Annotated in this window: 21 protein-coding genes; 4 read left to right on the top strand and 17 right to left on the bottom strand. The window is 47.4% G+C overall.

The window, feature by feature from the left end; all coding sequences use genetic code 11:
• Together QZZ54_RS18065 and QZZ54_RS18060 are read left to right on the top strand one after the other, a co-directional pair.
• Complete coding sequence (locus QZZ54_RS18065) at nt 1-543, top strand: ImmA/IrrE family metallo-endopeptidase (RefSeq protein ID WP_290705317.1); 543 nt, start codon at nt 1-3, stop codon at nt 541-543.
• A complete protein-coding gene (locus QZZ54_RS18060; RefSeq protein WP_290705314.1) occupies nt 540-1,619 on the top strand; it encodes a hypothetical protein in 1,080 nt (359 codons plus the stop codon). Before QZZ54_RS18065 ends, QZZ54_RS18060 begins: the two co-directional genes overlap by 4 nt.
• On the opposite strand, the gene QZZ54_RS18055 is transcribed toward QZZ54_RS18060, so the two are convergent.
• The 15 genes from QZZ54_RS18055 to paaF all read right to left on the bottom strand — a co-directional run bounded on the left by QZZ54_RS18055 (nt 1,587) and on the right by paaF (nt 18,197).
• Complete coding sequence (locus QZZ54_RS18055; protein WP_290705311.1) at nt 1,587-2,204, bottom strand: sce7726 family protein; 618 nt, start codon at nt 2,202-2,204, stop codon at nt 1,587-1,589. The genes QZZ54_RS18060 and QZZ54_RS18055 overlap by 33 nt on opposite strands.
• Before the next feature lie 961 nt (nt 2,205-3,165).
• Entirely contained in the window at nt 3,166-4,194 is a 1,029-nt protein-coding gene (locus tag QZZ54_RS18050; protein WP_290705308.1) for a DUF697 domain-containing protein, read from the bottom strand.
• On the bottom strand, nt 4,185-5,606 hold the full coding sequence (locus QZZ54_RS18045; RefSeq protein WP_290705305.1) for a YcjX family protein: 1,422 nt from the start codon (nt 5,604-5,606) through the stop codon (nt 4,185-4,187). Before QZZ54_RS18045 ends, QZZ54_RS18050 begins: the two co-directional genes overlap by 10 nt.
• Before the next feature lie 431 nt (nt 5,607-6,037).
• Complete coding sequence (gene paaZ, locus QZZ54_RS18040) at nt 6,038-8,083, bottom strand: phenylacetic acid degradation bifunctional protein PaaZ (protein ID WP_290705302.1); 2,046 nt, start codon at nt 8,081-8,083, stop codon at nt 6,038-6,040.
• Between the two features lie 59 nt (nt 8,084-8,142).
• The gene (paaE, locus tag QZZ54_RS18035; RefSeq protein ID WP_290705299.1) at nt 8,143-9,240 is read right to left on the bottom strand and encodes a 1,2-phenylacetyl-CoA epoxidase subunit PaaE; all 1,098 of its coding nucleotides are present in this window, start codon (nt 9,238-9,240) and stop codon (nt 8,143-8,145) included.
• A 35-nt stretch (nt 9,241-9,275) separates the two neighbouring features.
• Complete coding sequence (gene paaD / locus QZZ54_RS18030) at nt 9,276-9,815, bottom strand: 1,2-phenylacetyl-CoA epoxidase subunit PaaD (protein ID WP_290705296.1); 540 nt, start codon at nt 9,813-9,815, stop codon at nt 9,276-9,278.
• Nucleotides 9,816-9,821: 6 nt separating this feature from the next.
• On the bottom strand, nt 9,822-10,586 hold the full coding sequence (gene paaC / locus QZZ54_RS18025; RefSeq protein ID WP_290705293.1) for a 1,2-phenylacetyl-CoA epoxidase subunit PaaC: 765 nt from the start codon (nt 10,584-10,586) through the stop codon (nt 9,822-9,824).
• A gap of 18 nt (nt 10,587-10,604) precedes the next feature.
• On the bottom strand, nt 10,605-10,892 hold the full coding sequence (paaB, locus tag QZZ54_RS18020) for a 1,2-phenylacetyl-CoA epoxidase subunit PaaB (protein ID WP_019620407.1): 288 nt from the start codon (nt 10,890-10,892) through the stop codon (nt 10,605-10,607).
• A 12-nt stretch (nt 10,893-10,904) separates the two neighbouring features.
• Nucleotides 10,905-11,846 carry a 1,2-phenylacetyl-CoA epoxidase subunit PaaA gene (gene paaA / locus QZZ54_RS18015; RefSeq protein WP_366645889.1) on the bottom strand — a complete coding sequence of 314 codons (942 nt, stop codon included), beginning with the start codon at nt 11,844-11,846 and terminating at the stop codon, nt 10,905-10,907.
• A gap of 128 nt (nt 11,847-11,974) precedes the next feature.
• Nucleotides 11,975-13,279 carry a phenylacetate--CoA ligase PaaK gene (gene paaK / locus QZZ54_RS18010; protein WP_290705345.1) on the bottom strand — a complete coding sequence of 435 codons (1,305 nt, stop codon included), beginning with the start codon at nt 13,277-13,279 and terminating at the stop codon, nt 11,975-11,977.
• A gap of 87 nt (nt 13,280-13,366) precedes the next feature.
• On the bottom strand, nt 13,367-14,575 hold the full coding sequence (gene pcaF / locus QZZ54_RS18005) for a 3-oxoadipyl-CoA thiolase (protein ID WP_290705285.1): 1,209 nt from the start codon (nt 14,573-14,575) through the stop codon (nt 13,367-13,369).
• Between the two features lie 6 nt (nt 14,576-14,581).
• Complete coding sequence (gene paaI / locus QZZ54_RS18000) at nt 14,582-15,076, bottom strand: hydroxyphenylacetyl-CoA thioesterase PaaI (RefSeq protein ID WP_290705282.1); 495 nt, start codon at nt 15,074-15,076, stop codon at nt 14,582-14,584.
• Complete coding sequence (paaH, locus tag QZZ54_RS17995; protein ID WP_290705279.1) at nt 15,069-16,610, bottom strand: 3-hydroxyacyl-CoA dehydrogenase PaaH; 1,542 nt, start codon at nt 16,608-16,610, stop codon at nt 15,069-15,071. The genes paaI and paaH overlap by 8 nt, the downstream gene beginning before the upstream one ends.
• An 11-nt stretch (nt 16,611-16,621) precedes the next feature.
• Entirely contained in the window at nt 16,622-17,413 is a 792-nt protein-coding gene (paaG, locus tag QZZ54_RS17990; protein WP_290705276.1) for a 2-(1,2-epoxy-1,2-dihydrophenyl)acetyl-CoA isomerase PaaG, read from the bottom strand.
• Between the two features lie 4 nt (nt 17,414-17,417).
• Nucleotides 17,418-18,197 carry a 2,3-dehydroadipyl-CoA hydratase PaaF gene (gene paaF, locus QZZ54_RS17985; RefSeq protein WP_290705273.1) on the bottom strand — a complete coding sequence of 260 codons (780 nt, stop codon included), beginning with the start codon at nt 18,195-18,197 and terminating at the stop codon, nt 17,418-17,420.
• Between the two features lie 513 nt (nt 18,198-18,710).
• On the opposite strand from paaF, the gene paaN reads away from it, so the two are divergent.
• Nucleotides 18,711-20,384 (top strand): phenylacetic acid degradation protein PaaN, encoded by a 1,674-nt coding sequence (paaN, locus tag QZZ54_RS17980; RefSeq protein ID WP_290705271.1) that lies wholly within the window; start codon nt 18,711-18,713, stop codon nt 20,382-20,384.
• A gap of 24 nt (nt 20,385-20,408) precedes the next feature.
• Nucleotides 20,409-21,008, top strand: a complete 600-nt coding sequence (gene paaY / locus QZZ54_RS17975; RefSeq protein WP_290705268.1) for a phenylacetic acid degradation protein PaaY — start codon at nt 20,409-20,411, stop codon at nt 21,006-21,008.
• A gap of 70 nt (nt 21,009-21,078) precedes the next feature.
• Here paaY and paaX read toward each other — a convergent pair whose 3' ends face one another.
• Both paaX and QZZ54_RS17965 read right to left on the bottom strand, forming a co-directional pair.
• Complete coding sequence (paaX, locus tag QZZ54_RS17970; RefSeq protein WP_290705265.1) at nt 21,079-22,008, bottom strand: phenylacetic acid degradation operon negative regulatory protein PaaX; 930 nt, start codon at nt 22,006-22,008, stop codon at nt 21,079-21,081.
• A gap of 258 nt (nt 22,009-22,266) precedes the next feature.
• Nucleotides 22,267-23,280 (bottom strand): TRAP transporter substrate-binding protein, encoded by a 1,014-nt coding sequence (locus tag QZZ54_RS17965; RefSeq protein ID WP_290705262.1) that lies wholly within the window; start codon nt 23,278-23,280, stop codon nt 22,267-22,269.
• Nucleotides 23,281-23,295: the final 15 nt, after the last annotated feature.

The following is a 23,295-nucleotide window of genomic DNA, read 5'->3' as shown; positions in this document are numbered from 1 at the left end:
ATGGCTTTTATTAAGAAAAAACCCAGAGAAAGGCGTGCCCATTCAGAGTTTGACGATTTGTCTTCGGCTACTGATGTAGTCAAGTTTGCTAATGATCACGGCATTGTATGCGCCCCCCTTGATGTGTCAGAGCTTACTAAACTTCTAGGGATTAAAATGAGATTTGAACCTATGGATGGTGACGAGTCCGGCTCTTTAAAGAAAGAAAAGAAGACCGATGAATGGATAATGACAATAAATTCGCTTCATCATCCCCACCGTCAAAGATTTACAATTGCTCATGAGCTAGGGCATTTTATACAGCATAGTGTTTTGTCAGATTCGTTCGAAGATGCAACGTTCTTTAGAAATGGAGATATGAATCGGATGGAAACAGAGGCAAATCAGTTTGCCGCCGAGCTTTTAATGCCGGAAGACGATTTTCATAGCGCCATATCTACCGGTTCTCAGAAGGTTGAGGATATTGCCGAGTTCTTTCATGTTTCATCAATGGCCGTTCGGATAAGGGCAAAGTCGCTTGGTTATCAAGGCCATAACTTATGAGTCAATATAAGTATTTTCCTGTAATCAAGACTCGTGATGCTGAACTTAGATGCTTTAAAAATATTAGTAATGATCTTCTTGATGACATACTGCCTACTTATGAATTAACAAAGTCTCGGAAGACGACAAAGACGCCTGATGGTGATATTCATAGGCGAATGAAACAAATTGGTGAGATTCAAGGAGATAAGCCATTTATTCTAGATTTGTGTACTGATGATAAGTACATAAATCCGCAGATTGAACAGCTTATAGACGAGTTTAATGGATTCGTAGATTGGCAGTATTTTATAAATTTATATTCCAACCTTAATATCATACCAATGGTCCATCTTTATGAGGATTCCAAAATGGAATTTTCTGAAGTGGAATCCTTTGTAAAAAAAATGTCGGTTTTGAAAAGTCATTTAGCTGTTCGTCTTCCATATGACTTAGATGCTAGTGATCTTTCCAGCTATCTCTCGCCGATTGTTAATAACTTAGCTGAGAATTGTAAGTTGTACGTCCTTTTGGATGCTGACTATATTCGCCATGATGCTAAGGCTGATGTGGAAATAGTTTCAAATTTGTATGTTGAGTCAGCTTTGGCTGTTCATGAGTTGGGTGACAAAATTGAAGATATCGTAATGATTTGTACTTCTTTTCCTAGCAGTCCTGCTCAAGAGGGAAATGGAGATGCAGAAGGCGAATTCGATATCTATGAAGAGGTGGTTTTCCGAGAGGTATGTAAGAAATACCCAATTAAATATGGTGACTATGCATCGATTAATACTGAACAGATAGAGATCAAGGGAGGGACATTTGTTCCCCGAATTGATGTGGCTATAGGTGATAAATTTATATATAAGCGTTATCGGCGTGATAAAGGAAGCTACCCTTTGTGTGCTAAAAAGATGGTGGCGGATGGTCGATATGTATCTCTGGGGGTTTGGGCTGATAAGGAAATTGAGCTTGCTCACAATGATGAGCCTACAGGAATAAGCCCGTCTTTTTGGATATCGGTGCGTATGAATTACTACATAGCCACTAGGGTAAAGTTAAGGTCAGAGCTTGAGATCGTCGGGGGAGCTTCTTGAAATTGTAAGTAAATCATCAGCAGTTACTTTTGTTGCAACGTCCCTCTTTAGTAGGGACGTTTGAACTCTGTATTTACTGGCGAGACTTTTTCTAGATTGAGCACGAATAGAGTGTGTTGTTTGCTCTTCTGATAACGCTTCACATAGCTCATGTTTTGAGCGTAAATGGTTATGCTTTGTCATTTTTCTAAGTTCTTTTATTGGTAAGGTGCTGGCGAGATACTCTTTCTTATGCTGTTTAAAGCGTTGGGACTTCCTAAGGTGTTCAATGAATTCATCGTGAATAACTAGTATGCCAACTTCTCTGCCGATGTTTTTTCGGATAATACTTAGATTGCATGGTTCGCAAACGATATAGCAATAATCAAAATATGATTTGTAACTTTTAACTTGATATTCAAGCCTGTCAATCGAGTCATTCGCTCCCTTTATTTCATAAGCGGTCGCAATATTGTTGTCTGTAATTGAGATTATATCGGCTCTCCTACTTCCGTATTGAAAAGCAACTTCTGCCCCCAAGATCACATCACTACATTGCCTTAGCAGGTGTTCTACTAGCAACGTTTTAATTTGTAGCTCTTTCATTTTTATTGTATGCCCTCTACTTATTTATCGATTTATGGCTCATACAACGTGTTTTGAACGTGTTTTGAACGTGTTTTGAGTGAGGTATATGCTGCTTGTTTGTATGGTATAGAGAAACTGGTAGGTCGTCACTGGCTAAAGACTAAAGGGATTAAAGCATAACCTTCCGGAGAGATTTAATTATGAATTAGGGGAATAGTCCCTTCCCCATCAGGTGAAAGACCTAATCTATTCAGGCTTTCCCCTCGCATACCGGTAGGGGGGGAATCCTCAAAACTCAGGTGTGATAGATCCAATTTGAAATCTATTCGGTCTATTGCATCTTTTAGGATGTGTGATTCGACTTTATCCAAGCCATAATCACCCGTTTGGCCGTCGGTTTCACGGCTAACGATGTAGGGGAGCAGTACCTTATCGAGCGTTTCGGCATTATCATAGGCGAAGGGTATAGAAGTTACGGGTGAGGCCTAAGAGCTTCTCAATGACGGCTAGCTATTGGAGGTCCCCGTTTTACGTTTTCTGGCGTGCACTGGCTTGAATGAGAGGTGCGCAGGGAAAGGTAAGTATCTCGGTGTAAGGGGCTAGGGAAAAGGGTTTAGGCAGGATCAGGTGTAGGTAATACGTGCTAGATGTGCGGCTGGGTTCGATCCCGGAAAATGTCATGAGCCACCGAGTGAACTCTAGCTTTGTTCCCAGAGAATCACAAGTCTCGGGTCTATGCCGTGACAGTGTAATTCTTCGGTTGCGGTGTGATACCAATGTGTGTAACTATTGAGTTGAAGTTAGCGGTAACTTATTGAATTTTAAGTTGGTTCGCAAACTGGGGGAGCCCCCGCTAGGCTCCACCAATACTTTCCTTCTAAACAGAGGAAACCATCAGACCAGTATCTTGCTGGTTTTTTTGTGTCTGCAGTTTCTTTCATACTTCCTTTAATAAACTGTGGGTCGCTCCCGATCAGTCTCATTTATTCAATTCTTTATTAAGCTTTTTCCCCAATATTAGTAACAGCGACGATACCAGCTTTTCTCGATAACCTGTTTTTGTTCGATCTGTGGGAATGGGTCTGCACAGCGATGCGCACTGAATACCAATGCGCGAGGTGGCGACACAGGCGCCGGCGCCTTGTAGCCCCTTGGCACCGATATTGAGGGCAGGGAAGTTTGATAGATCGAGCATATCTAATGCGGTTTGAGACAGGCCGGAGTAGGCGGTGCTTCTGCCGACCCGGTAAAGTATACGCATGCGATTGCCAAAGTTTGGTCTGATGCCGTAGGTATTAGAGATCTCTTTGATCATAATGCTGGTACGCCACACTGTCAGCAGGGCATCCAGTGAGGGCATCGGACTTGCGGCGACGGCTATGCCTGTTTGCACGCTGTGTTTGCGGATGATGTTTTCAACTCGGGCATCCAGAGGCTCGATGAAGAGTTTTTCAAGATGTCTTAATCTCTCGGCATCATCCAGATAATCCGGCATTAAGCTGAGAGCATGTTCGAGCTGCTTTTCCTGGGGGGTGTCGGTGTAGAAGTTCACCAGGCTGTCGACAAAAGGGGTGAGCTTCTGTGTGTTCTGCTGTGTCTTTAACTCGGCTGCACTTTTTTGAAACTCAGCGATTTTATCTATATCGTTAGCGCCTCTAAGCCATTGATACAGGCCCGTGCCCGCTATCAAGGCCAGAACTGCCAGTAATGAGGAAGTCGCGACTCCAAGGCCCCAGTGAACCTCTGAGGCGCTGTTAATAACGGAGATTAGATCGTTTATAACGGTGAGGCAGAGTAACCCACCCAATCCGGCTGCCGTCAGCTTCATCGCTTTTGAAAAGAAAGGCTGTGGATACTTGTCCCAATTTATGGGGTCGGTACTTTGAAGTTCGTTTTCTATCTTTTCAGATTCAATCGAATCGGGGATCATGCCCTCTAAATCGGACTCGGATATTTTAAATGTCCGGGGGATTCGTGAGTCGTCGTCCTGTTCTGTCTTTATCGACATATATCACCCATTAAATTATGTAGTACTTCATCCATACGGATGTGAGGTATCGCCTGATCCTGATTGGCCCGGATGCCTTTCGGTGGCTTCAGTTCCGGTAGCTTCCAGTCTATAAACGGCGTAAATTCGGCGTCTGAAGGAATATGATCGGGGATTTGGGGGTTAACAAAGCCAATGGCATCGCCATCAGTCGAGATGCCTTTGAGTATCTCTTCGTTATCCTGTGTTTGTGCATGAGAGGATCTTACTGCTGCGACCGCTTCCACCCGGAGATCTGCCTGCGCGCCCTTGATCCGTTCCAGAGACTTTCTAACGATGCTGCTTAGTAGTTGTCGGACATTGTCGTGATCCTGCGAGACAACCTGATCCACCTTGGTTGCAGCATAGAGAACCTTATCGATCCTGGAATGAAACAGCCCACCGCTGTATTCGAAACTCTCCCCGATGGCTTCTAACGCGTGCATCATCTCCTGAAGAGATTCTTCTCCACCATGAAGTACATTCAATACATCGACTAAAACCACCTGACGGTTGATCGGCTCAATAAACTCTTTAAAGAAGGGTTTTACGATATCAGACTTGTAGCTTTCGAAGAGGGTTTCCAGACGCTTGAAGTAACTGTTGTCATCAGCAGACTGTAGTTCTGCCTCGCTATATCTGGCACAGGCGACCAGCGGGACGAATTGCAGAGCGGGGTGGTTGGCTTTAGCGCCGGGTTCTATAAATCGACCCGGTTGTATGATGGTGAGCGGTGGTGATTGTTTTTTGCATGAATGAAGAAAGTCGATATAGAGCGTACGTTGGTTATTAATTACCACGTCGTCATAGGCAGAAAATGGATCAAGTGCCATCAAGGATGTCAGAGGGTTATTGGTAAATCCATTTCTGGGCGCTCTGGAAAGTTGCTTCTCGACCTGGATACACCAGTCACGAAAGCTCATCTTCAACAGTGGTAGATCTACCAGCCACTCCCCGGGATAGTCTCTCAGTTCAATAAAAACACTTTTCGTCGCTTTTCTGCCGAGCCAACTCCGGTCTGCTAGTTTAATTTCCAGCAGCACACCACTGATATCCTGAGTGGGTATTGGCCATTGTGGAGCGCTGCCCGATAGACTTTCTACCGCTTGCTCATAATCAAATCTTGGCAGGTATCTGTTTTCAAGCGGGTGTTCTTTCACCTGGACAATACGTTTCTTTAACCAGGGAGAGAAACCACCAAGCCGGGCGTTATTGGCATCGTGTTGTTTCAGCTGATTGATAAGGCTGGTGATAAATGTTGATTTACCGCTTCGGCTCAGCCCGGTGATACCGATACAGACACGGTTCTGTATTGCTCGGTTGAGAAGTGTTTTAGCATCATCTGTAATGTGGTGAATCTTTTTTAAATAATCCGACTGTCCGTTGTTAGACATATAGCTTCCAGATCCTGCTTATAAATTTATTCAACTGATGCGGTATTGATAACGCTGTTTTTAAAGCTTAATCATACTCATATATGGTCGTCACCCATTCAGATTTCAAGGCCAGGGTCAGGTATGACTTGCCGATAGTGCGGATGGGTACTCATAGAAGTAGTTATAACCCGTTTATAAAGCGAATAACTGAGGCTGATATAAAGGTTGCGACGCTGACTTTTCTGGAGATTGGGGCTCTATTCTAATTTAAATTATAGAGGGCGTTTCCAAGGCCCGTGGGGTTATAGGTTTATGGCGGCGAATAGATAGAGGGCGTCTTGAAATCTGGCGAAATTATGAAATTTAAGGACTGATAAACCTGAACGTTTTTTTCCGTAAAAAAAAGCCCCGATCAAGTTGATCGGGGCTTTTTTTGGCAACAGAGGAGCTTAGTCTTCTTTGCGCACTACCAGTGTGAGGATGTTGTAGATAGCGACAGGCTCATCATGCTGGTTTCTTACTTCCACATCCCAAACGACGACGCCGTTAGGTTGTTCTTCTTCACTGCGACGATCTTTCTTGATCTTCTGCTTGCAGGTCAGGCGAACCTGAATAGTGTCACCTATGCCGACAGGCTCTACAAATCTAAGGTTTTCCATACCATAGTTTGCCAGTACCGGGCCGGGTGATGGTTCAACAAACATTCCTGCCGCTGCAGCGATAATGAAGTAGCCGTGTGCAACACGTTTGCCGAACAACGAGTCTTTTGCCGCTATCTCATCAAAGTGAGCGTAGAAGTGATCGCCGGACAGACAACCGAAATTAACAATATCCGCTTCTGTGACAGTACGGCGATGGGTAATCAGGGTTTCACCGATCTGCAGATCTTCGAAGTATTTGCGGAACGGATGAACGTCGTGTTTGATCTGCTCAGAGCCTGGATTGAACTCATTGGTAATCGCTGTCAGGGTAGTTGGGCTGCCCTGAATTGCAGTACGCTGCATGTAATGCTTCACTGCACGGATACCGCCCAGCTCTTCACCACCGCCTGCACGTCCTGGGCCTCCGTGTACCAAGGTTGGTAGTGGTGAACCGTGACCTGTAGATTCTTTAGCGCATTCAGCATTCAGAACCAACAAGCGGCCGTGGTACGAGGCGCAACCCAGCACAAGATCGCGTGCTTCGTTGTTATCGCCAGTGACGATTGAGCCAACCAAACTACCTTTACCCAGCTTAGCAATGGCGATTGCCTGATCAATGTCGTCATACGCCATCAGCGTAGAGACAGGACCAAAGGCTTCAACGCCATGGGGGATATCTGTTTGTGTTGGTTGATCTGTGTAAAGCAGAGTAGGGGGGAAGAACGCACCGGTTTCCAGATCTCCGCCGGTAATGGCGAAATCTTCGGTACCGCCGTAGATCAGTTCACAGCTCTGCTTGAGCTGGTCAACTTTCTCCCACACATCGCGTACCTGGCTGCGACCGACAAGTGGTCCCATACGCACACCGTCTACTGCCGGGTCACCGACAGTGGTTTTGTCCAGGCGTGCTTTCAGTGCTTCTGCAACCGCTTCGATACGGTTACGCGGGATAATGGCACGGCGAATCGCGGTACATTTCTGTCCGGCTTTAACCGTCATTTCCCGTGCGACTTCTTTGACATAAAGGTCAAATTCAACCGAGCCGGGCTCAACCGTTGCACCTAGAATGCTGCTGTTCAGCGAGTCGGCTTCCATGGTGAAGGGGATAGAGTTGGCAACGATGTTTGGGTGTGAACGCAGCTTTTGACCGGTAGAGGCTGAGCCTGTAAAGGTCACAACATCTTGTTCATTCAGACGGTTAAGCAGATCGCCTACGCTACCGCTGATCAGCTGAATAGCACCAGGAGGCAGAATGCCTGAAGCGACAATGGCTTTAACCATTACTTCCGTCAGGTAGCTTGAAGCGGTTGCCGGTTTAACGATAACCGGCATACCCGCGGCTAAACTAGGAGCGATCTTTTCAAGCATGCCCCAGCAAGGGAAGTTGAAAGCGTTGATATGTACCGCAACACCTTCTTTAGGCACCAGAATATGACGGCCGATGAAAGTTCCCTGGGCGGACAGACGCTGTGCATCATCCTCAACCAGGAAGGTTTCATTGGGTAATTCACGACGTACCAGGCTTGAGTACGTGAACATGGTGCTAACACCACCTTCGATGTCAATCCAGCTGTCGGCGCGGGTTGCACCGGTCCATGCGGAGACACGGTAGAACTCTTCTTTTTTCTCCATCAGCATTTTGCCAAGCGCTTTTAACGCGTTGGCACGCTCATGGAAAGTCATTTTGCGCAGTGCAGGGCCGCCGGTTTCACGGGCGTAGCGCACGGCATCTTCAAAATCGATGCCGCTGCTGCTAACGGTACAAATAGATTCGCCGTTAACGGCGTTGAATACTTCAGCGCCGTTATCTGTACCATCAACCCACTGGCCGTTGATATAGCTTTGTAGTTTCATCAGGTTATAAACCTCTAAAGATAGTTTCCCGAGCAGCACTGCTGCTCGGGAATCGCGTCTTAGCGCTGGTCGAAATCGACGATAACTTCGTCAGAGATAGGATGAGCCTGACAGCTGAGCACATAGCCCGCGTCGATCTCATGTTGCTCAAGGCCGTGGGAAATATCCATATCCACTTTGCCTTTGACTAACTTACATTTACAAGTCGAGCAAACACCTGCCTTACACGAGTAAGGAAGTTCCATACCATTATGCATACCGGCATCGAGGATGTTTTCTCCGACGGTGGCCAGGTCAAACATAATAGAGCGACCATCGGCAACGACTGTTACTTTAGACGTCTTCTCTTCACCGAACTCATCTTTACGTTTCTGTGCTTTTTCAAGCATAGTTTTAGAATCTTCAGAAGAGTTAGCGAACAGTTCGTAATGGATCTGCTCATCACTCAAGCCTTCCATACGGAAGCCCCGTGATACTTCAGACATCATCGCTTCCGGACCACAGATGAAGGCTTCGTCAACGCTCTTTATGTTGATTAAGCCTGCTTTCTGTAGCGCAGCACCTTTCGCATTATCAATGATACCGTTGAGCAGATCAGCACCCTGATCTTCATAGTTCATGATGTTGATCCACTGAAAACGCTGCATGTAGCGGTTCTTAACGAAATTCAGTTCTTCTTTAAACATCACGGAATTACTACGACGGTTACCGTAGATCAGCGTTACTGTGCTGCCGGGTTCATTATCCAGAACTGACTTCATGATAGAAATCATTGGAGTAATACCAGAGCCAGCAGCGATGCACATGTAGTGCTTAGCGTTGTCAGCTTTCAGCTCAGTGTTAAAGCTGCCTTGTGGTGGCATTACTTCAATTTCCATGCCCGGCTTGAAAGTATCGTTTGCGAAGTTAGAGAAACGACCCTCTTTAACGCGCTTAATACCAACGCGCATATGGCCGTCGCTCACACCTGAACAGATGGAGTAAGAGCGACGAACATCTTCGCCATCAATCATCGCACGCAGTGTCAGAAACTGACCCTGAATGAACTTAAATTTTTCGGACAGTTCTTCTGGTATATCAAATGATACGCAGATAGCAGTCTCGGTCTCTGGCTGAACGTCAGCAACCTTCAGCGTATAGAAATTGGTGTCGGACATTGCTTCACCTTTATCTTTTTGATCCTGGCTATGGCCTAGATCTTTTTAAAATAGTCAAAGGGCTCATTGCAGTCGTTACACTGAAACAGTGCTTTACATGCAGTAGAGCCAAACTCACTTATCCGGCGAGTATTTCGGGAACGACAATGCGGACATTGCGCATGGGCTTCTGGTGTCAGGCCATCTTCGTCGAGGTCGGCATCTTCCGGAGGCGCAATACCGTATTCACGGAGGTTTTTGCGGCCTTCAGGAGACATCCACTCTGAACTCCAGGCAGGGGAGAGTGACATATTGACCGTCACCTCCTGATAGCCTGCATCGTTCAACGCTTTTTCAACGTCGGTACGAATATTATCCATGGCAGGACAACCGGAATAGGTCGGCGTGATAGTGACCGTTATACGATCACCGTCACGTTCAATATCCCGTAGAATCCCAAGATCCCAAATAGACAGTACCGGGAGTTCAGGGTCTTTGATCATATCGAGCAGGTCCCATAGCTCCTTTACGTCAGCGGCGTTACGTTGCTGCAAACGCTGGTACTGCTCTGCCGGCATGAGTGAGATTTCATTCATAGCGGTTTACCACTGACAGCCAGGATGCGAACGATGTACGATCTGCATCTCTGTTAGCATATGGCCCAGATTCTCGGTGTGGTAGCCGGTACGTCCGCCACGGACAGCCCAGCTATCATCGGGAACAGTCAATGTTGCCGTAGTCAGTATCTCGCTCACCATGGCGTGCCATGCATCACGAAGTTTCGATACGTCTACACCGATACCGTTATCAGCCAGCAGTTGTTCAGTTTCATCCATATCGAAGAGCTCATGGGTGTAACCCCAGAGTTGATCGACGGCTTTCTGAGTACGTTTATGGCTTTCTTCGGTACCATCGCCTAAGCGTAGAACCCAATCACGGCTGCGGCGCAGGTGGTACTTGGTTTCTTTGATCGCCTTAGCAGCAACGGCCGCAATGGTTTCATCTTTTGATTTTACCAGCTCAGGTAGCATGACAGCTGCGTATGCATCTGCAAAAAGCTGGCGCACCTGAGAGTAGGCGAAGTCACCGCGGGGCATCTCCATCAACAATAGGTTGCGGTATTCACGGTCGCTACGCATATACGGGAAGTCATCTTCGGTACGACCATCATCCGCCAGTTCGGCGGCGTAGCTGTAGTACAGACGTGCCCGGCCAATATAATCCAGCGCCACGTTGCCGTAGGCGATATCTTCTTCCAGGAACGGACCGTAGCTAACCCACTCAGAAATACGGTGACCCAGTACAACCGAGTCGTCGCCCAGGCGGATAACGTATTCTAATGTGGCTTGTTTGATTGCATCACTCATTCTATTTTCTCCCGCCAATTACATGTTGTTTACAGGGTCAGGCAGGACATAATAAGTCGCATGACGGTAAGGTTTATCATCACTTGGGTCGTAGAAGCATTCCGCATCATCTTCCTGGGAAGAACAGATGTCGTTAGATTTAACTACCCAGATGCTGACGCCTTCACTGCGACGGGTATAGCAATCACGTGCATATTCCAGTGCCTGTTCATGGTCTTCTGCATGGAGACTGCCAATGTGCTTATGATCCAGGCCGCGCTTGGAACGGATAAAAACTTCAAATAATTCTAATTTTTCTGTATTCATTGCAAATGCCCCTTATGCTACGTTCTGTGCTTTTTTGGCGTTTTTCTTTTCGTTATATGCAGTGATTGCATCACGTACCCAGGTACCTTCATCGTGAGCAGCGATATGGTGCTCAACGCGCTGACGGTTACAGTGGCCATTGCCATTGATAACGCTGTAGAACTCATCCCAGTCGATCTCACCGGAATCATAGTGGCCACGTTCTTCGTTCCACTTGATCGCTTTGTCTGGGTGTTCCAGACCTAGCACTTCGATTTGAGGGACGGTTTGATCGATAAACTTCTGACGCAGGTCGTCATTGGTTTCACGTTTTATCTTCCATTCCATCGACTTAGCCGAGTGAGCCGATTCTGAGTCGTGAGGACCAAACATCATCAGGGCAGGCCAGTAGAAACGGTTCAATGAATCCTGAGCCATCTGTTTCTGTTCTGGAGAGCCATTAGCCAGTGCCAGAAGAGCTTCATAACCCTGACGCTGGTGGAAGCTTTCCTCTTTACAGATACGGATCATGCCGCGTGAGTAAGGGCCGTATGAGGTCCGCTGTAGGGATACCTGGTTAACAATGGCAGCACCATCTACTAACCAGCCAATTGCGCCAACATCGCCCCAGGTAAGGGTTGGATAGTTGAAGATAGAAGCGTATTTCGCTTCACCTGACTGCAGTGCTGCGATCAATTCGGCGCGAGTGATGCCCAGTGTTTCAGTGGCACTGTACAAGTACAGACCGTGTCCGGCTTCATCCTGCACTTTAGACAGCAATACCACTTTACGACGTAGTGAAGGGGCCCGGGTAATCCAGTTTCCTTCAGGTTGCATACCGATCACTTCAGAGTGCGCGTGCTGCGACATCTGACGGATCAGGTTTTTACGGTAGGCTTCCGGCATCCAATCTTTAGGCTCAATCTTTTCATCTGCCTCGATCTTGCGCATGAAATTATCTTCTTGAGATGTCATATCAATCGTCTCCATTTTTGTTGGACCCGCAGATTCAGGGTGTGCTCTGTCTATCTGCGTTGATTTATTCTCATCGTGACCGACACCTTAATGTGCCGATCGCAAAGTTTTTACTTAGCGCTTTTTATTCAGCCCTTAGGGCGATTATCAAATACGCGTTTAGCTTTACCTTCAGAGCGTGGCAGACCACCCACCGGTACGACATCGATCTTAGTGCTGATGCCGATCACGGACTTGATGTGATGCTGAAGCTCTTTAATTACCGGTGCTTGATCGGTATGTTGAGCTTCAGGTGTCAGCTCAACTTTGACCTGTACGGTGTCCAGATTACCGTTCTTATCCACTACAATCTCGTAGTGAGGCGCCAGGGCCTTAACCTTAAGAATCTGTTCTTCAATCTGCGTTGGGAAGACGTTTACACCCCGGATAATCAGCATGTCGTCTGAACGACCTGTGATCTTGTCCATGCGACGCATTGGGCGTGCAGTGCCTGGAAGAAGGCGGGTTAGATCCCGGGTACGGTAGCGAATAACTGGCAGTGCTTCTTTCGTTAGCGAGGTGAATACCAGCTCGCCGTACTCGCCATCTGGCAATACTTCGCCGGTGGCTGGATCAATGATTTCAGGATAGAAGTGATCTTCCCAGATGGTTGGACCATCTTTTGTTTCAGCACATTCCTGAGCAACACCCGGCCCCATCACTTCAGACAAACCATAGATATCAACAGCATCTATACCCAAGCGGCTTTCGATGTTTTTACGCATCTCGCCGGTCCATGGCTCTGCACCGAAGATACCGACACGTAGTGCCATCTCTTTAGGATCCAGACCCTGACGATCCATTTCGTCCATCAGGTTTAGCATGTAAGAAGGGGTTACCATGATGACATCGGGATCGAAATCGCGCATCAGTTGAACTTGCTTCTCAGTTTGACCACCGGACATTGGGATAACCGCACAACCTAAGCGTTCGGCACCGTAATGCGCGCCCATACCGCCGGTAAACAGACCATAGCCATATGAGATGTGAACCTTATCACTGCTTCTGCCGCCTGCTGCACGAATGGAACGTGCAACTACATCAGCCCAGACATTGATGTCATGCTGGGTATAACCGACAACTGTCGGCTGACCTGTAGTACCGCTGGACGCGTGAATACGGACAACATCGCTCATCGGCACTGCGAAAGAGTTGAATGGGTAAGCGTCACGCAGGTATTGCTTGGTGGTAAACGGAAATATTTTCAGGTCATCCAGTGTTTTAAGATCTGAAGGATGCACACCTTTTTCATCGCATAGCACACGGTAGGCGCTTACATTGTTATAGGCATGTTTAATACTGAACTTCATGCGGCTTAACTGGAGTGCTCTGATCTCATCAATACTTGCTTTTTCAATTGGATCCAGCTCGTTAGGATTCATTTTGATGTTCATCATAGTTCTTGTCCTGTTATGAATTCTTTGTAATTATTTTTATATTACAGCGGGGCTTCTCAGCGAGAAGCCGATTCGCTCGCATGGCTAAACACGCTCGATGATAATAGCGATGCCTTGACCTACACCGATGCACATAGTGCAGAGCGCATAACGACCACCGGTACGATGCAATTGGTACATTGCAGTCGTTACCAGTCGAGCTCCACTGGCGCCTAGCGGGTGCCCCAGTGAGATTGCGCCGCCATTTGGATTTACGTGTGCCGCGTCATCAGGCAGCCCTAAATCACGTAATACAGCAAGGCCCTGAGAAGCAAATGCTTCGTTCAGTTCAATTACGTCCATCTGATCTAGAGTTAAGCCGGTGTTAGCTAGTACTTTCTTTGTTGCTGGTGCCGGGCCAAAACCCATGATGCGGGGCTCTAAGCCAGCTGTAGCCATGCCTACGATACGAGCTTTAGGTGTTAGGCCGTTTTTCTCAGCCGCTTCTTTAGAGGCGATTAAGAGTGCGCAAGCACCATCGTTTACACCTGAAGCGTTACCCGCTGTTACTGAACCACCTTCACGGAAAGGTGCTTTAAGTTTAGCTAAGGCTTCTAGTGTAGTAGAGGCACGTGGGTGTTCATCGGTATCAACAACAAGGGGATCACCTTTGCGCTGAGGGATGACAACTGGGCAGATTTCTTCGTTGAAAGTGCCTTTCTCCATGGCTGCAGCTGTTTTCTGCTGGCTCCGGAACGCGAAGAGGTCTTGGTCTTCACGGGAAATATTAAACTCTTCGGCGACGTTTTCAGCTGTTTCGGGCATAGAGTCTACGCCGTATTCAGCCTTCATCTTTTTGTTGATGAAGCGCCAGCCGATTGTCGTGTCGTACAGGCCGTTAGGGTTACGGCTAAATGCTGATTCCGCTTTACCCATCACGAATGGCGCGCGGGACATAGATTCACAACCACCGGCAATCATCAGTTGTGTTTCACCTGATTTAATAGCGCGTGCCGCCATGCCGATAGCATCAATACCGGAACCGCATAGACGGTTAACAGTGGTTCCCGGAACCTCCGTCGGCATACCCGCTAAGAGTGCAGACATACGTGCTACGTTACGGTTATCTTCACCGGCTTGGTTGGCGTTACCGTAAATAAGGTCGTCTACTGTTGTCCAGTCAACATCTGGGTTGCGCTCCATCAGTGCTTTAAGTGGCACTGCGCCTAAATCATCAGGACGTACAGAGGCTAAACCTCCACCGAAACGGCCAAATGGTGTGCGGATTGCGTCGCAAATATATGCTTCAGTCATGGTGTATTACCTTCCTTCCGGTAGTGTGGTGTCGTGATCAGTGCCGGGAATAACGACACCACGAATTCGGTGAGAACGACCGCGGAATAACGCGATCAGCTCTCCTTTCTGGTTTTCAACGCGTATGTCGTAAACGCCAGTACGGCCACGTTGATGGGTTTTGTTAGCTTTCGCTGTCAGCGTATCGCCACGATGCCCCGGGCTGATGTAGTCGATACTGCAGCCTGCGGCAACGGTAGGGTGGTTCTCAGTGTTGCAAGAAAATGCAAACGCACTATCTGCTAAAGAGAAAATCATCCCGCCGTGACAAGTGTTGTGGCCATTGGTCATCCAGTCTTGAACCGGCATGGTCAATTCAGCATAACCCGGGCCCACTTTGACAACAGTCATCTTGAGCTCTTGTGTGAGCGGATCATCAGCTAATAATGCTTCGGCACAGGCTTCGGCTAACTGCTGAGGATCGTTAAGGTCGTACTTGTCAGCGTAGTTTTGCTCAGCCATGGAATGGGGCTCCTGCAAAGAATTTACGACGTAGTAGGGCTGAAGGACGGTAACGGTCTTCGCCGTAGCTTTGCTGCAGATTGCTAAGGCAGGTGAAAATCTTGTCAACGCCCACTTCATCCGTCCAGGCTAAAGGGCCTTTCGGGTAGTTCAAACCACCTCGCATAGCGATGTCCGCATCGGCAACGGAACAAACGCCTTGATTGACGGCGTCAGACGCTTCGTTAGCGAGCATAGCGACGGTGCGCATAACTACCAGACCAGGGATGTCATCGATGACGCTTAAGTTAATTTCCAGCGCATTGAATAAACCAATGACATCTTGTTTAGCTGTATCACTACATTGATCGGCAAAAGACACCGCTAGAGCCGATGCGCTGTTGTAATCGATAGCCAGGTCAAATAGGGCGGTATTGTTGATACCCGCTGCAGCGACTTCGGTTGCGAATCGGCCATCGGTTAGGCATAAACGGGCACTGCCTACTGCAATATAAGATTCACTTTCTGAAGCCTGCTTTTCAACGCTAATGCCCTGCGCTTCGATGCGAGTAATTAAGGCATTAGCAACGCCTAAATCACCAACGACCTGAATCGCTTTAGGTGAGTTACCACCGGAGGTTGTAGAGGCCGCAGGTTTTTCAGCGCCTTCGCTATAGTCATAGAATCCGTAGCCACTTTTACGTCCTAGTCGTCCGCATTCCACCAGTGCTTTCTGGGTTAATGATGGAAGGAAACGGGGATCTTGATAGTAAGCATCAAAAACTGAGCAGGTCACAGCGTAGTTGACGTCGTGACCGATAAGGTCCATTAACTCGAATGGGCCCATGCGAAAACCGCCCGCACCCTTGATAAGTTGATCAAGGGTGGCTACATCTGCGCCGCCTTCTTCAAATATACGTAAAGATTCTGCATAAAATGGGCGTGCCACACGATTAACAATGAATCCAGGAGTCGACTTAGTATATACAGCCTGTTTGCCCCAGGCCGATGCCGTGGCATGGGTCAGTGAAGCATTGTCGGTTGAGGTGGCCAGACCGGAAACGATTTCTACCAGCTTCATGATCGGTGCTGGATTGAAAAAGTGCATGCCCACCAAACGTTCAGGATGTTTCATTTCAGCGCCCAGGGCCGTCACTGAAATTGAAGAGGTATTAGTAGCCAAAATGCAGTCATCAGCACAATTTGCTTCGAGGTTAGCCAATAAGCCACGTTTGATACCAAGATCTTCGATAATGGCTTCAATCACTAGCTTACAGTCTGCTAACGCAGCTATATCAGTTGCTGGTGTGATGTTGGCCATTAAGGCTTGTAGAGCCTCTTCTGTCATCTTGCCGCGCTTTACCTGGCCTAGCAGACCCTTTTTTATATGATCTAAACCGCGCTGAATCGCTTCAGGGTTCTGATCAAATAAAATCACCGGGTGGCCATAAGCAGCGGCTACCTGGGCGATACCTGCGCCCATTGTACCTGCGCCAATGACACTGACTTGAGCGCTTTTATCTAATGGAGCAATGGTGCTGTTAACTGTTGTCATATTTGCTCCGCTTACTTGCCAGTAAAGTTAGGACTGCGTTTTTCCATGAATGCGGCTACGCCTTCACGGTAATCATCTGTACGCCCTGCTAAACGTTGCAGGTCACGTTCCAGATCGAGCTGCTCATCCAGTGTATTTGTGTTGCCGGCGCTGATAGCACGCAATGTCAGGTCAAAGCCTTTTGTCGGCTGCTTAGCCAGCTTTCTGGCCATGCCCATGACTTCATCCATTAGCGCTTCATCATCAACGCATTTCCAGATCATGCCCCATTCTTCAGCTTGTTCAGCAGAGACTTTATCGCTAAGTAGCATCAACGCTTTAGCGCGTGCAGTACCCACTAGACGAGGAAGTGTCCAGGTGCCGCCTGAATCAGGGACTAGGCCAATTTTGCTGAAGCCCTGAATGAAAATAGCTGACCGGCCAGCGACAACGATGTCACATACCAGTGCTAAGTTTGCGCCCGCGCCCGCTGCAACGCCGTTAACCGCACAGATAACCGGCATAGGCAGATCGCGTAGGGTGCGTACTAGTGGGTTGTAGTTTTTTTCAACAGACATACCCAGATCTGGCATGTCAGCGTCAGCAGCTACATTACGATCACTCAAGTCCTGGCCTGCACAGAAACCACGACCGTTACCTGTTAATACCAGGCAGCGTACGCTTTCGTCTTTTTTGATCGCTTTCATGGCCTGACGCATCTCGTCGTGCATGTCCGCATTAAAGCTGTTTAGGCGATCAGGGCGATTAAGGGCAAGCAGAGCTACCCCATCTTCAATAGATAGGCTGATTGTTTCGAAATTCATTGGCTTAGCATCCTTTGAATAAGGGTTTCCGTTTTTCCAGGAAGGCATTGATTCCTTCATTGCGGTCTTCTGTGGCGGCTAGCAGTGTGAATGCTTTGCGCTCATAAAGGAGGCCGGAACTGAGATCGGTATCAAATGCTTTGAGGAGTGCATCTTTCGCCATTTCTACGGCGATAGGGGCGTGTCTTGAAATTTGGGCAGCGACTGTCTGAGCTCGCTCGAGGGTCATCTCAGACAGGGTGATTTCAGAAATTAATCCTGCGCTCATTGCCTGGTCTGCGGTGATAGGTTCACCTGTAAGTACCATCTGCATTGCCAGGGACTTTCCAACGGTTCTTAGTAGGCGTTGGGTGCCACCTGCACCAGGCATAATGCCCAGTTTGATTTCGGGCTGACCGAACTTTGCATCTTCACCTGCGATGATGATGTCGGCGTGCATAGCGAGCTCACAACCACCGCCAAAACAAAAGCCGTTTACCGCTGCGATGAGAGGCTTTTTAAATGCAGTTACGCGTTTCCAGTGTTCAACGCGAGGGTCTTTAAGTACACCAACGGCATCCAGAGATGCCATCTCTCTTACATCAGCGCCCGCTGCAAAGGCTTTAGCTGAACCGGTAATAACGACAGCACCGATGGCATCATTCTTTTCAACAGCTTCGAGTTGTTCTACCAGTTCTTCAAGTAGTTTTGTATTGAGTGCGTTCAGTGCTTCAGGTCGGTGAAGCGTAATCGTCAGCACGCCGTTAGACGGCCCGCTGATAAGAAGGTTTGTTGGTGTGTTCATGCATTGCCCTGTTGTATAGCTTTATTTTGTAAGCACTTTCTCTGCAGCTCGGTGTGCTTTTCTGTCGGCTGTATGTCTGATCGTCTGTTGTAAATAGCAAGACGGAGCAAACATTGATGCCGATCAATTAATCATAGTAAAATCTAAAGTGATGCACTTTGTCAAATTTTTAGTGATTTACTGTGTCATTTTGTGACGGTCTTGTTTTTTGCTTTATATGTTCGTAACTTATTGTAATTGAATGATTTTATTTGTGGATTTGTAGATCTTGCTATAACGGCTGTAGCTATCTGTTTTATAGTAATTGGTCTAATTTTAGCGGTTTTTTCAATGTTTTCTTTGGATATGACTCTCTATGTTAACTTATTGAAAAATAAGGATAATTATATTTTATGTTGATGTAAGTCAAGGGATTGGGTTATAGTTGCTTCCAGAAGGGATACAAAAAAAAGAAATTAATTTATTTTTTTGAATCGTAACGTTGTTTGATATTGGTTTTCTTTGGAGTATCTAATGCCATCTACACCTAATTTTTTCGATCAGCATAAGACTGTTTTAGAGCGAGCATGTCAGGCAGTACAGGAGCGTGGCCATTGGACCCCTTATCCAGAAATTCCGAGTGGTAAATTCTATGGTGCATCAGCTAGGGAAGAGGGGTTAACAGCTTTTGAATCTAGCTTAACTAAGTCTTTTTCTCTTAAAGGACCTGAAGCTATAGGTGTCACTGGGGTTGAAGTTTCGCCTTATACTGGTGCCCTTGGTGTTCAGTATGATCAATATCTGGCTGAAGATCTGATAGCGGTTGCCAAAGCAGCATTGCCACAGTGGAGAGACGCAGGCCCGGCAACCCGAACCGGTGTTTGCCTAGAGATACTTGATCGCTTGAACAAGCGTAGCTTTGAGTTGGGTCATGCAACTATGCATACGACCGGTCAGGGCTTTGCTATGGCTTTTCAGGCGGGTGGGCCTCATGCACAGGATCGCGGACTTGAAGCTGTTGCGACTGCCTGGTTGGCGACAAGCCGTGTACCCGCAGATGCGATTTGGCATAAGCCGCAAGGAAAGCATGATCCCTTAGTGATGAGTAAGCGTTACCACATCGTGCCAAAGGGCGTTGCTCTGGTGGTGGCTTGCTCCACCTTTCCTACCTGGAATACTTATCCCGGATTGTTTGCGAGCTTAGTCACCGGTAATCCGGTCATTGTTAAGCCTCATTCTCAGGCGGTTCTGCCAGTCGCGATAACGGTTCAGGTGTGTCAGCAGGTATTAGCCGAAGCGGGTTTCGATCCTAAGCTGGTTACCATGGCCGCTGAAGGTGAGACTGTCGGAATTGCACAGGAACTTGCGACGCATAAAGATGTTCGCTTGATTGATTACACCGGCGGTAATGCATTTGGTGACTGGTTATCTGCTCATGCGACTCAAGCTCAGTTGTATAAAGAGCAGGCCGGGGTGAATACTATCCTGATCGATAGTGTGGCACAGATGAAATCTGTGGCGCAGAACTTAGCGTTTTCTCTGAGTCTATACTCAGGCCAAATGTGTACTACGCCTCAGGCACTGTTGATTCCACGTGGTGGTATCAATACCGATAAGGGGCATATGAGCTTTGAGAAAGTGTCTTCGGTATTGTGTGGCACTATCAAGAAATTCCTATCTGACCCTGAGCGCGCTGCAGGTGTGCTTGGGGCAATTCCTAATCCAGCTACCGTCAGGCGCTTAGAGCAAGCAATAGAGCTGGGTCAGGTGGCGCTTGCGTCCGAAACTCATCCTATGCCTGGGTTTGAAGGAGCAGTTTACCGTACGCCGCTGATTCTCTCAGTCGAAGGCAGTGACTCTATTTGGCAGCAGGAGCAGTTTGGTCCGATCTCATTTATTGTTGCTGTTGATAGTACAGAGCAGGGCCTGGCACTGGTTTCGGAGGTGGTTGAATCCAAAGGTGCGATTACTTTCGGTGTTTATTCAACTGATGACTCTGTATTGGATGCAGCAGAAAATGTCGCTATTGAGCAGGGTGTTGCATTATCCTGTAATTTAGACAGCGGTGTTTTCGTAAATCAGTCAGCCGCTTTCAGTGATTTTCATGCTACAGGTAATAATCCGGCGGCCAATGCGGCGCTGACTGATCTAGCGTTTGTAGCTGGCCGCTTTGCTGTAGTGCAAAGCCGTCGTCATACTGACGTGTAAAAAGTATTGATAAAGGAGATGTTGATGCAGGTTTATAGTATTGATGGCGTGACACCGGTTGTCGACCCGACAGCTTATGTTCACCCTACAGCGATATTAATAGGTGATGTGATAGTGGGTCCTCGATGTTATGTCGGCCCAGGGGCATCTTTACGCGGAGATTTTGGTCGTTTAGTGCTTGAAGAGGGCGCTAATGTTCAAGATACCTGTGTGCTTCATGGCTTCCCGGGAACGGATACTGTTGTCGAGAAAGATGGGCATGTCGGTCACGGTGCTGTGTTGCATGGTTGTCGGGTGGGGCGTAACGCTCTGATAGGTATGAATGCCGTTATTATGGATGGTGCTGTTATCGGTGAAGAGTCGATTGTGGCCGCCTGTGCTTTTGTTAAAGCTGCCTTTAGTTGTGAACGACGCAGTATGGTGGTGGGCACTCCCGCAAAGGTAATAAGAGCGCTGAGTGACAAAGAGGTCGCCTGGAAAAGTGCAGGCACCGCGACTTACCAGGAACTTACGGTGCGCTGTTTGAATACCATGCAGGCAGTGGAAGCTCTGACAGAGGTGGATGCAGATCGTCCGCGGCTTAATGTCGGTGAGGTAAAGCCTAAGTATCAAACGGATAATTAGGTAAAATGTGATGTAAAAAAACGAGGCAATGCCTCGTTTTTTAGTTTCATGGTTTTTTTATGCGTAGGGGTTACTGGTTTTTGAGCCCGCCATAGCGCTGATAGAATTTACTATTGGGCGGTGGAAGAGGGCCCTCTGCGGTTTCTAATATGTCATCCATATGTTGCTCTGCACCTTGCCAGGTACGCTGATAGATGTTGTAGCAGAGCTGTCTTGCTGCATTGCCGGACCAGTCTCCAGGTAAAAGCTCTTCAGGCAGTTCCGGGTCACGCAGAATAATTCTTCGATATTCATGAATAAGTAATAAACGAATCTGAAAGCATTGCTCGGGTGAAGGACTGCCTTTCTCTTTTAAGTGGTTCCATATGGGTCTGAACTTATCGAGAAAATTCTGATAACTCTCAGAAAGCTTTGGCAGGTTCCATGCCTCTCGGGTCTGCAAGCGTAGAGCGCGACTAGGAATTGATCCTTCGCCTAAGTCTTCGAATATGATTACATCATTGTGGAAATCATATTCTTGTAAAAGTCCCTGAAATTCTGGTTTTTTCATTTGCGGATGTAGCAGAACAGTGGGGGCCAGGGTGCCAAAACCGTGCCACTCTAATTCCTGACGTAACTTTTGCCGGTCGTCCTGGCCAAGCTGGTTAAGTACCGCCATCAACCAGCGGCCATCCCATTCAGGGTTGTGCTCAGCATAAACTCTTTTAAATGCTTCTCTGAATCGGCGGATACCGGGGCCGGTCAGGCTATAGTAACTTCTGCGACCTACCTGTTCAGAGGCGAGCCAGTTTTCTTTAGATAACCTGAATACCGATGTGCGCACTAAGCGTTGGTTTAGACCAAGTGGTTCTAATAGTTTGATTAGGCTTCCAAGCCATACAGTACCCCCACGAGTAGCAATTGCATCTCCATATAGGGTAATGATTAACGAACCAGCGCGAAACGGTCGATGGCTGCGAAAGTTGTCAATCAGTGTTTCGAGAGCTGGGAAAGCGGACATGTGATTCCAGTTAGATTGATTTTAGCTTCGTCTGTGTACAGGCAATAAGACATTTTATAGGTCGTTGTTTGTTCGAGCAAATTTGCTTTTGAGGTGATGATGGCTTTTTATCCATAAAATAAGTCCTCAATCAATAAACTTATCTTAAAAATGACATTCAGTGGGCACAAAAAAGCCAGTCAAATGACTGGCTTTTTAAAGGGTCGCTAACATTAACGTTGTTAGCAGAAGCTAGAGCTTCTTATGATTCAGCCTGAATTACTTATAGCTGCGAGCTAATTCGCGCAGTTCACTCAGGGCTGCTTTACCATCAACCTTGCGTTCAGCTGCAGCGGTGTAGAAGTTTTCATCCATACCTTTAGTCAGAGTTGCAAACTCTTTAGACAGTGCATCGCCATCTTTTACCATGGTAATGTTTACACCAGCTTCTTGAGCGGCAGCCAGTCCAGCAGCATCGCCTGCATCCCAAGCTTTACCTGCCATGGCAGAAAGTTTCTCACCTGATACCGCTAGGATAGCAGCACGATCTTTAGGGTCCAGATCTGCAAGGAAGTCAGGGTTCATGAAGATTGAGAAGCTACCCAGGTACATGCCGCCCGGCAAAGCGATAACGTTTTTAGCTACTTCTTTTAGGCGTAGAGATTTCTGCTCGCCCATTGGAATGAAAACGCCGTCGATAACGCCTTGTTGCATCATTTCATATACTTTCGGTGCAGGAGCGCCTACAGCGGTTACGCCCATACGGTGACCAATTTCACCCTGGATACCACCGCCAAGACGAATCTTTTTACCTTTTAGGTCAGCCAAAGAAGTTACTGGATCAGCCAAGTGAATCTGACCTGGTCCGTGTGTGAATAGACCAATTACTTCAAGGCCTTCATGCTCATTTGCCTGAGTGAAATATTTCTGGTGAATTTTCCAGTGAGCAACAGATGCTGCTTCTGCATTAACACCCAGTAGAGGCTGCTCAACCACTTGTGTCAGCTTAAAGCGGCCTGGGACATAACCGTGGTAAGAGAAAGATGCATCTGCTACACCATCTTCGACCATTTCAAACATGGTTTTCGGGTGGCCCATACCGTATTCGATGGCAACTTTAACGCGGCCTTCAGTCGCTTCTTCAACCCATTTAGACCAAGTCGGCCATACAACAGCGTTCTGTGGGTGGGTTGGTGGTAACCAACTTGCTACACGCAGAGTCGTATCTGCTGCTGTTGCTTGACCTGCAACACCCATGAATAAACCGATCGCAAGCGCTTTCTTTAAATTCATTATGTCTTCCTCTAT

Source organism: Amphritea sp., from assembly GCF_016744155.1.
Classification (GTDB): Bacteria; Pseudomonadota; Gammaproteobacteria; order Pseudomonadales; family Balneatricaceae; genus Amphritea.
This window is presented reverse-complemented; position numbering and strand designations above follow the sequence as displayed.

Coding starts and splice junctions, on each gene's coding strand:
- QZZ54_RS18065 (WP_290705317.1), top strand. CDS start 1: ATGGCTTTTATTAAGAAAAAACCCAGAGAAAGGCGTGCCCATTCAGAG.
- QZZ54_RS18060 (WP_290705314.1), top strand. CDS start 540: ATGAGTCAATATAAGTATTTTCCTGTAATCAAGACTCGTGATGCTGAA.
- QZZ54_RS18055 (WP_290705311.1), bottom strand. CDS start 2,204: ATGAAAGAGCTACAAATTAAAACGTTGCTAGTAGAACACCTGCTAAGG.
- QZZ54_RS18050 (WP_290705308.1), bottom strand. CDS start 4,194: ATGTCGATAAAGACAGAACAGGACGACGACTCACGAATCCCCCGGACA.
- QZZ54_RS18045 (WP_290705305.1), bottom strand. CDS start 5,606: ATGTCTAACAACGGACAGTCGGATTATTTAAAAAAGATTCACCACATT.
- paaZ (WP_290705302.1), bottom strand. CDS start 8,083: ATGAAACTACAAAGCTATATCAACGGCCAGTGGGTTGATGGTACAGAT.
- paaE (WP_290705299.1), bottom strand. CDS start 9,240: ATGTCCGACACCAATTTCTATACGCTGAAGGTTGCTGACGTTCAGCCA.
- paaD (WP_290705296.1), bottom strand. CDS start 9,815: ATGAATGAAATCTCACTCATGCCGGCAGAGCAGTACCAGCGTTTGCAG.
- paaC (WP_290705293.1), bottom strand. CDS start 10,586: ATGAGTGATGCAATCAAACAAGCCACATTAGAATACGTTATCCGCCTG.
- paaB (WP_019620407.1), bottom strand. CDS start 10,892: ATGAATACAGAAAAATTAGAATTATTTGAAGTTTTTATCCGTTCCAAG.
- paaA (WP_366645889.1), bottom strand. CDS start 11,846: ATGACATCTCAAGAAGATAATTTCATGCGCAAGATCGAGGCAGATGAA.
- paaK (WP_290705345.1), bottom strand. CDS start 13,279: ATGAACATCAAAATGAATCCTAACGAGCTGGATCCAATTGAAAAAGCA.
- pcaF (WP_290705285.1), bottom strand. CDS start 14,575: ATGACTGAAGCATATATTTGCGACGCAATCCGCACACCATTTGGCCGT.
- paaI (WP_290705282.1), bottom strand. CDS start 15,076: ATGGCTGAGCAAAACTACGCTGACAAGTACGACCTTAACGATCCTCAG.
- paaH (WP_290705279.1), bottom strand. CDS start 16,610: ATGACAACAGTTAACAGCACCATTGCTCCATTAGATAAAAGCGCTCAA.
- paaG (WP_290705276.1), bottom strand. CDS start 17,413: ATGAATTTCGAAACAATCAGCCTATCTATTGAAGATGGGGTAGCTCTG.
- paaF (WP_290705273.1), bottom strand. CDS start 18,197: ATGAACACACCAACAAACCTTCTTATCAGCGGGCCGTCTAACGGCGTG.
- paaN (WP_290705271.1), top strand. CDS start 18,711: ATGCCATCTACACCTAATTTTTTCGATCAGCATAAGACTGTTTTAGAG.
- paaY (WP_290705268.1), top strand. CDS start 20,409: ATGCAGGTTTATAGTATTGATGGCGTGACACCGGTTGTCGACCCGACA.
- paaX (WP_290705265.1), bottom strand. CDS start 22,008: ATGTCCGCTTTCCCAGCTCTCGAAACACTGATTGACAACTTTCGCAGC.
- QZZ54_RS17965 (WP_290705262.1), bottom strand. CDS start 23,280: ATGAATTTAAAGAAAGCGCTTGCGATCGGTTTATTCATGGGTGTTGCA.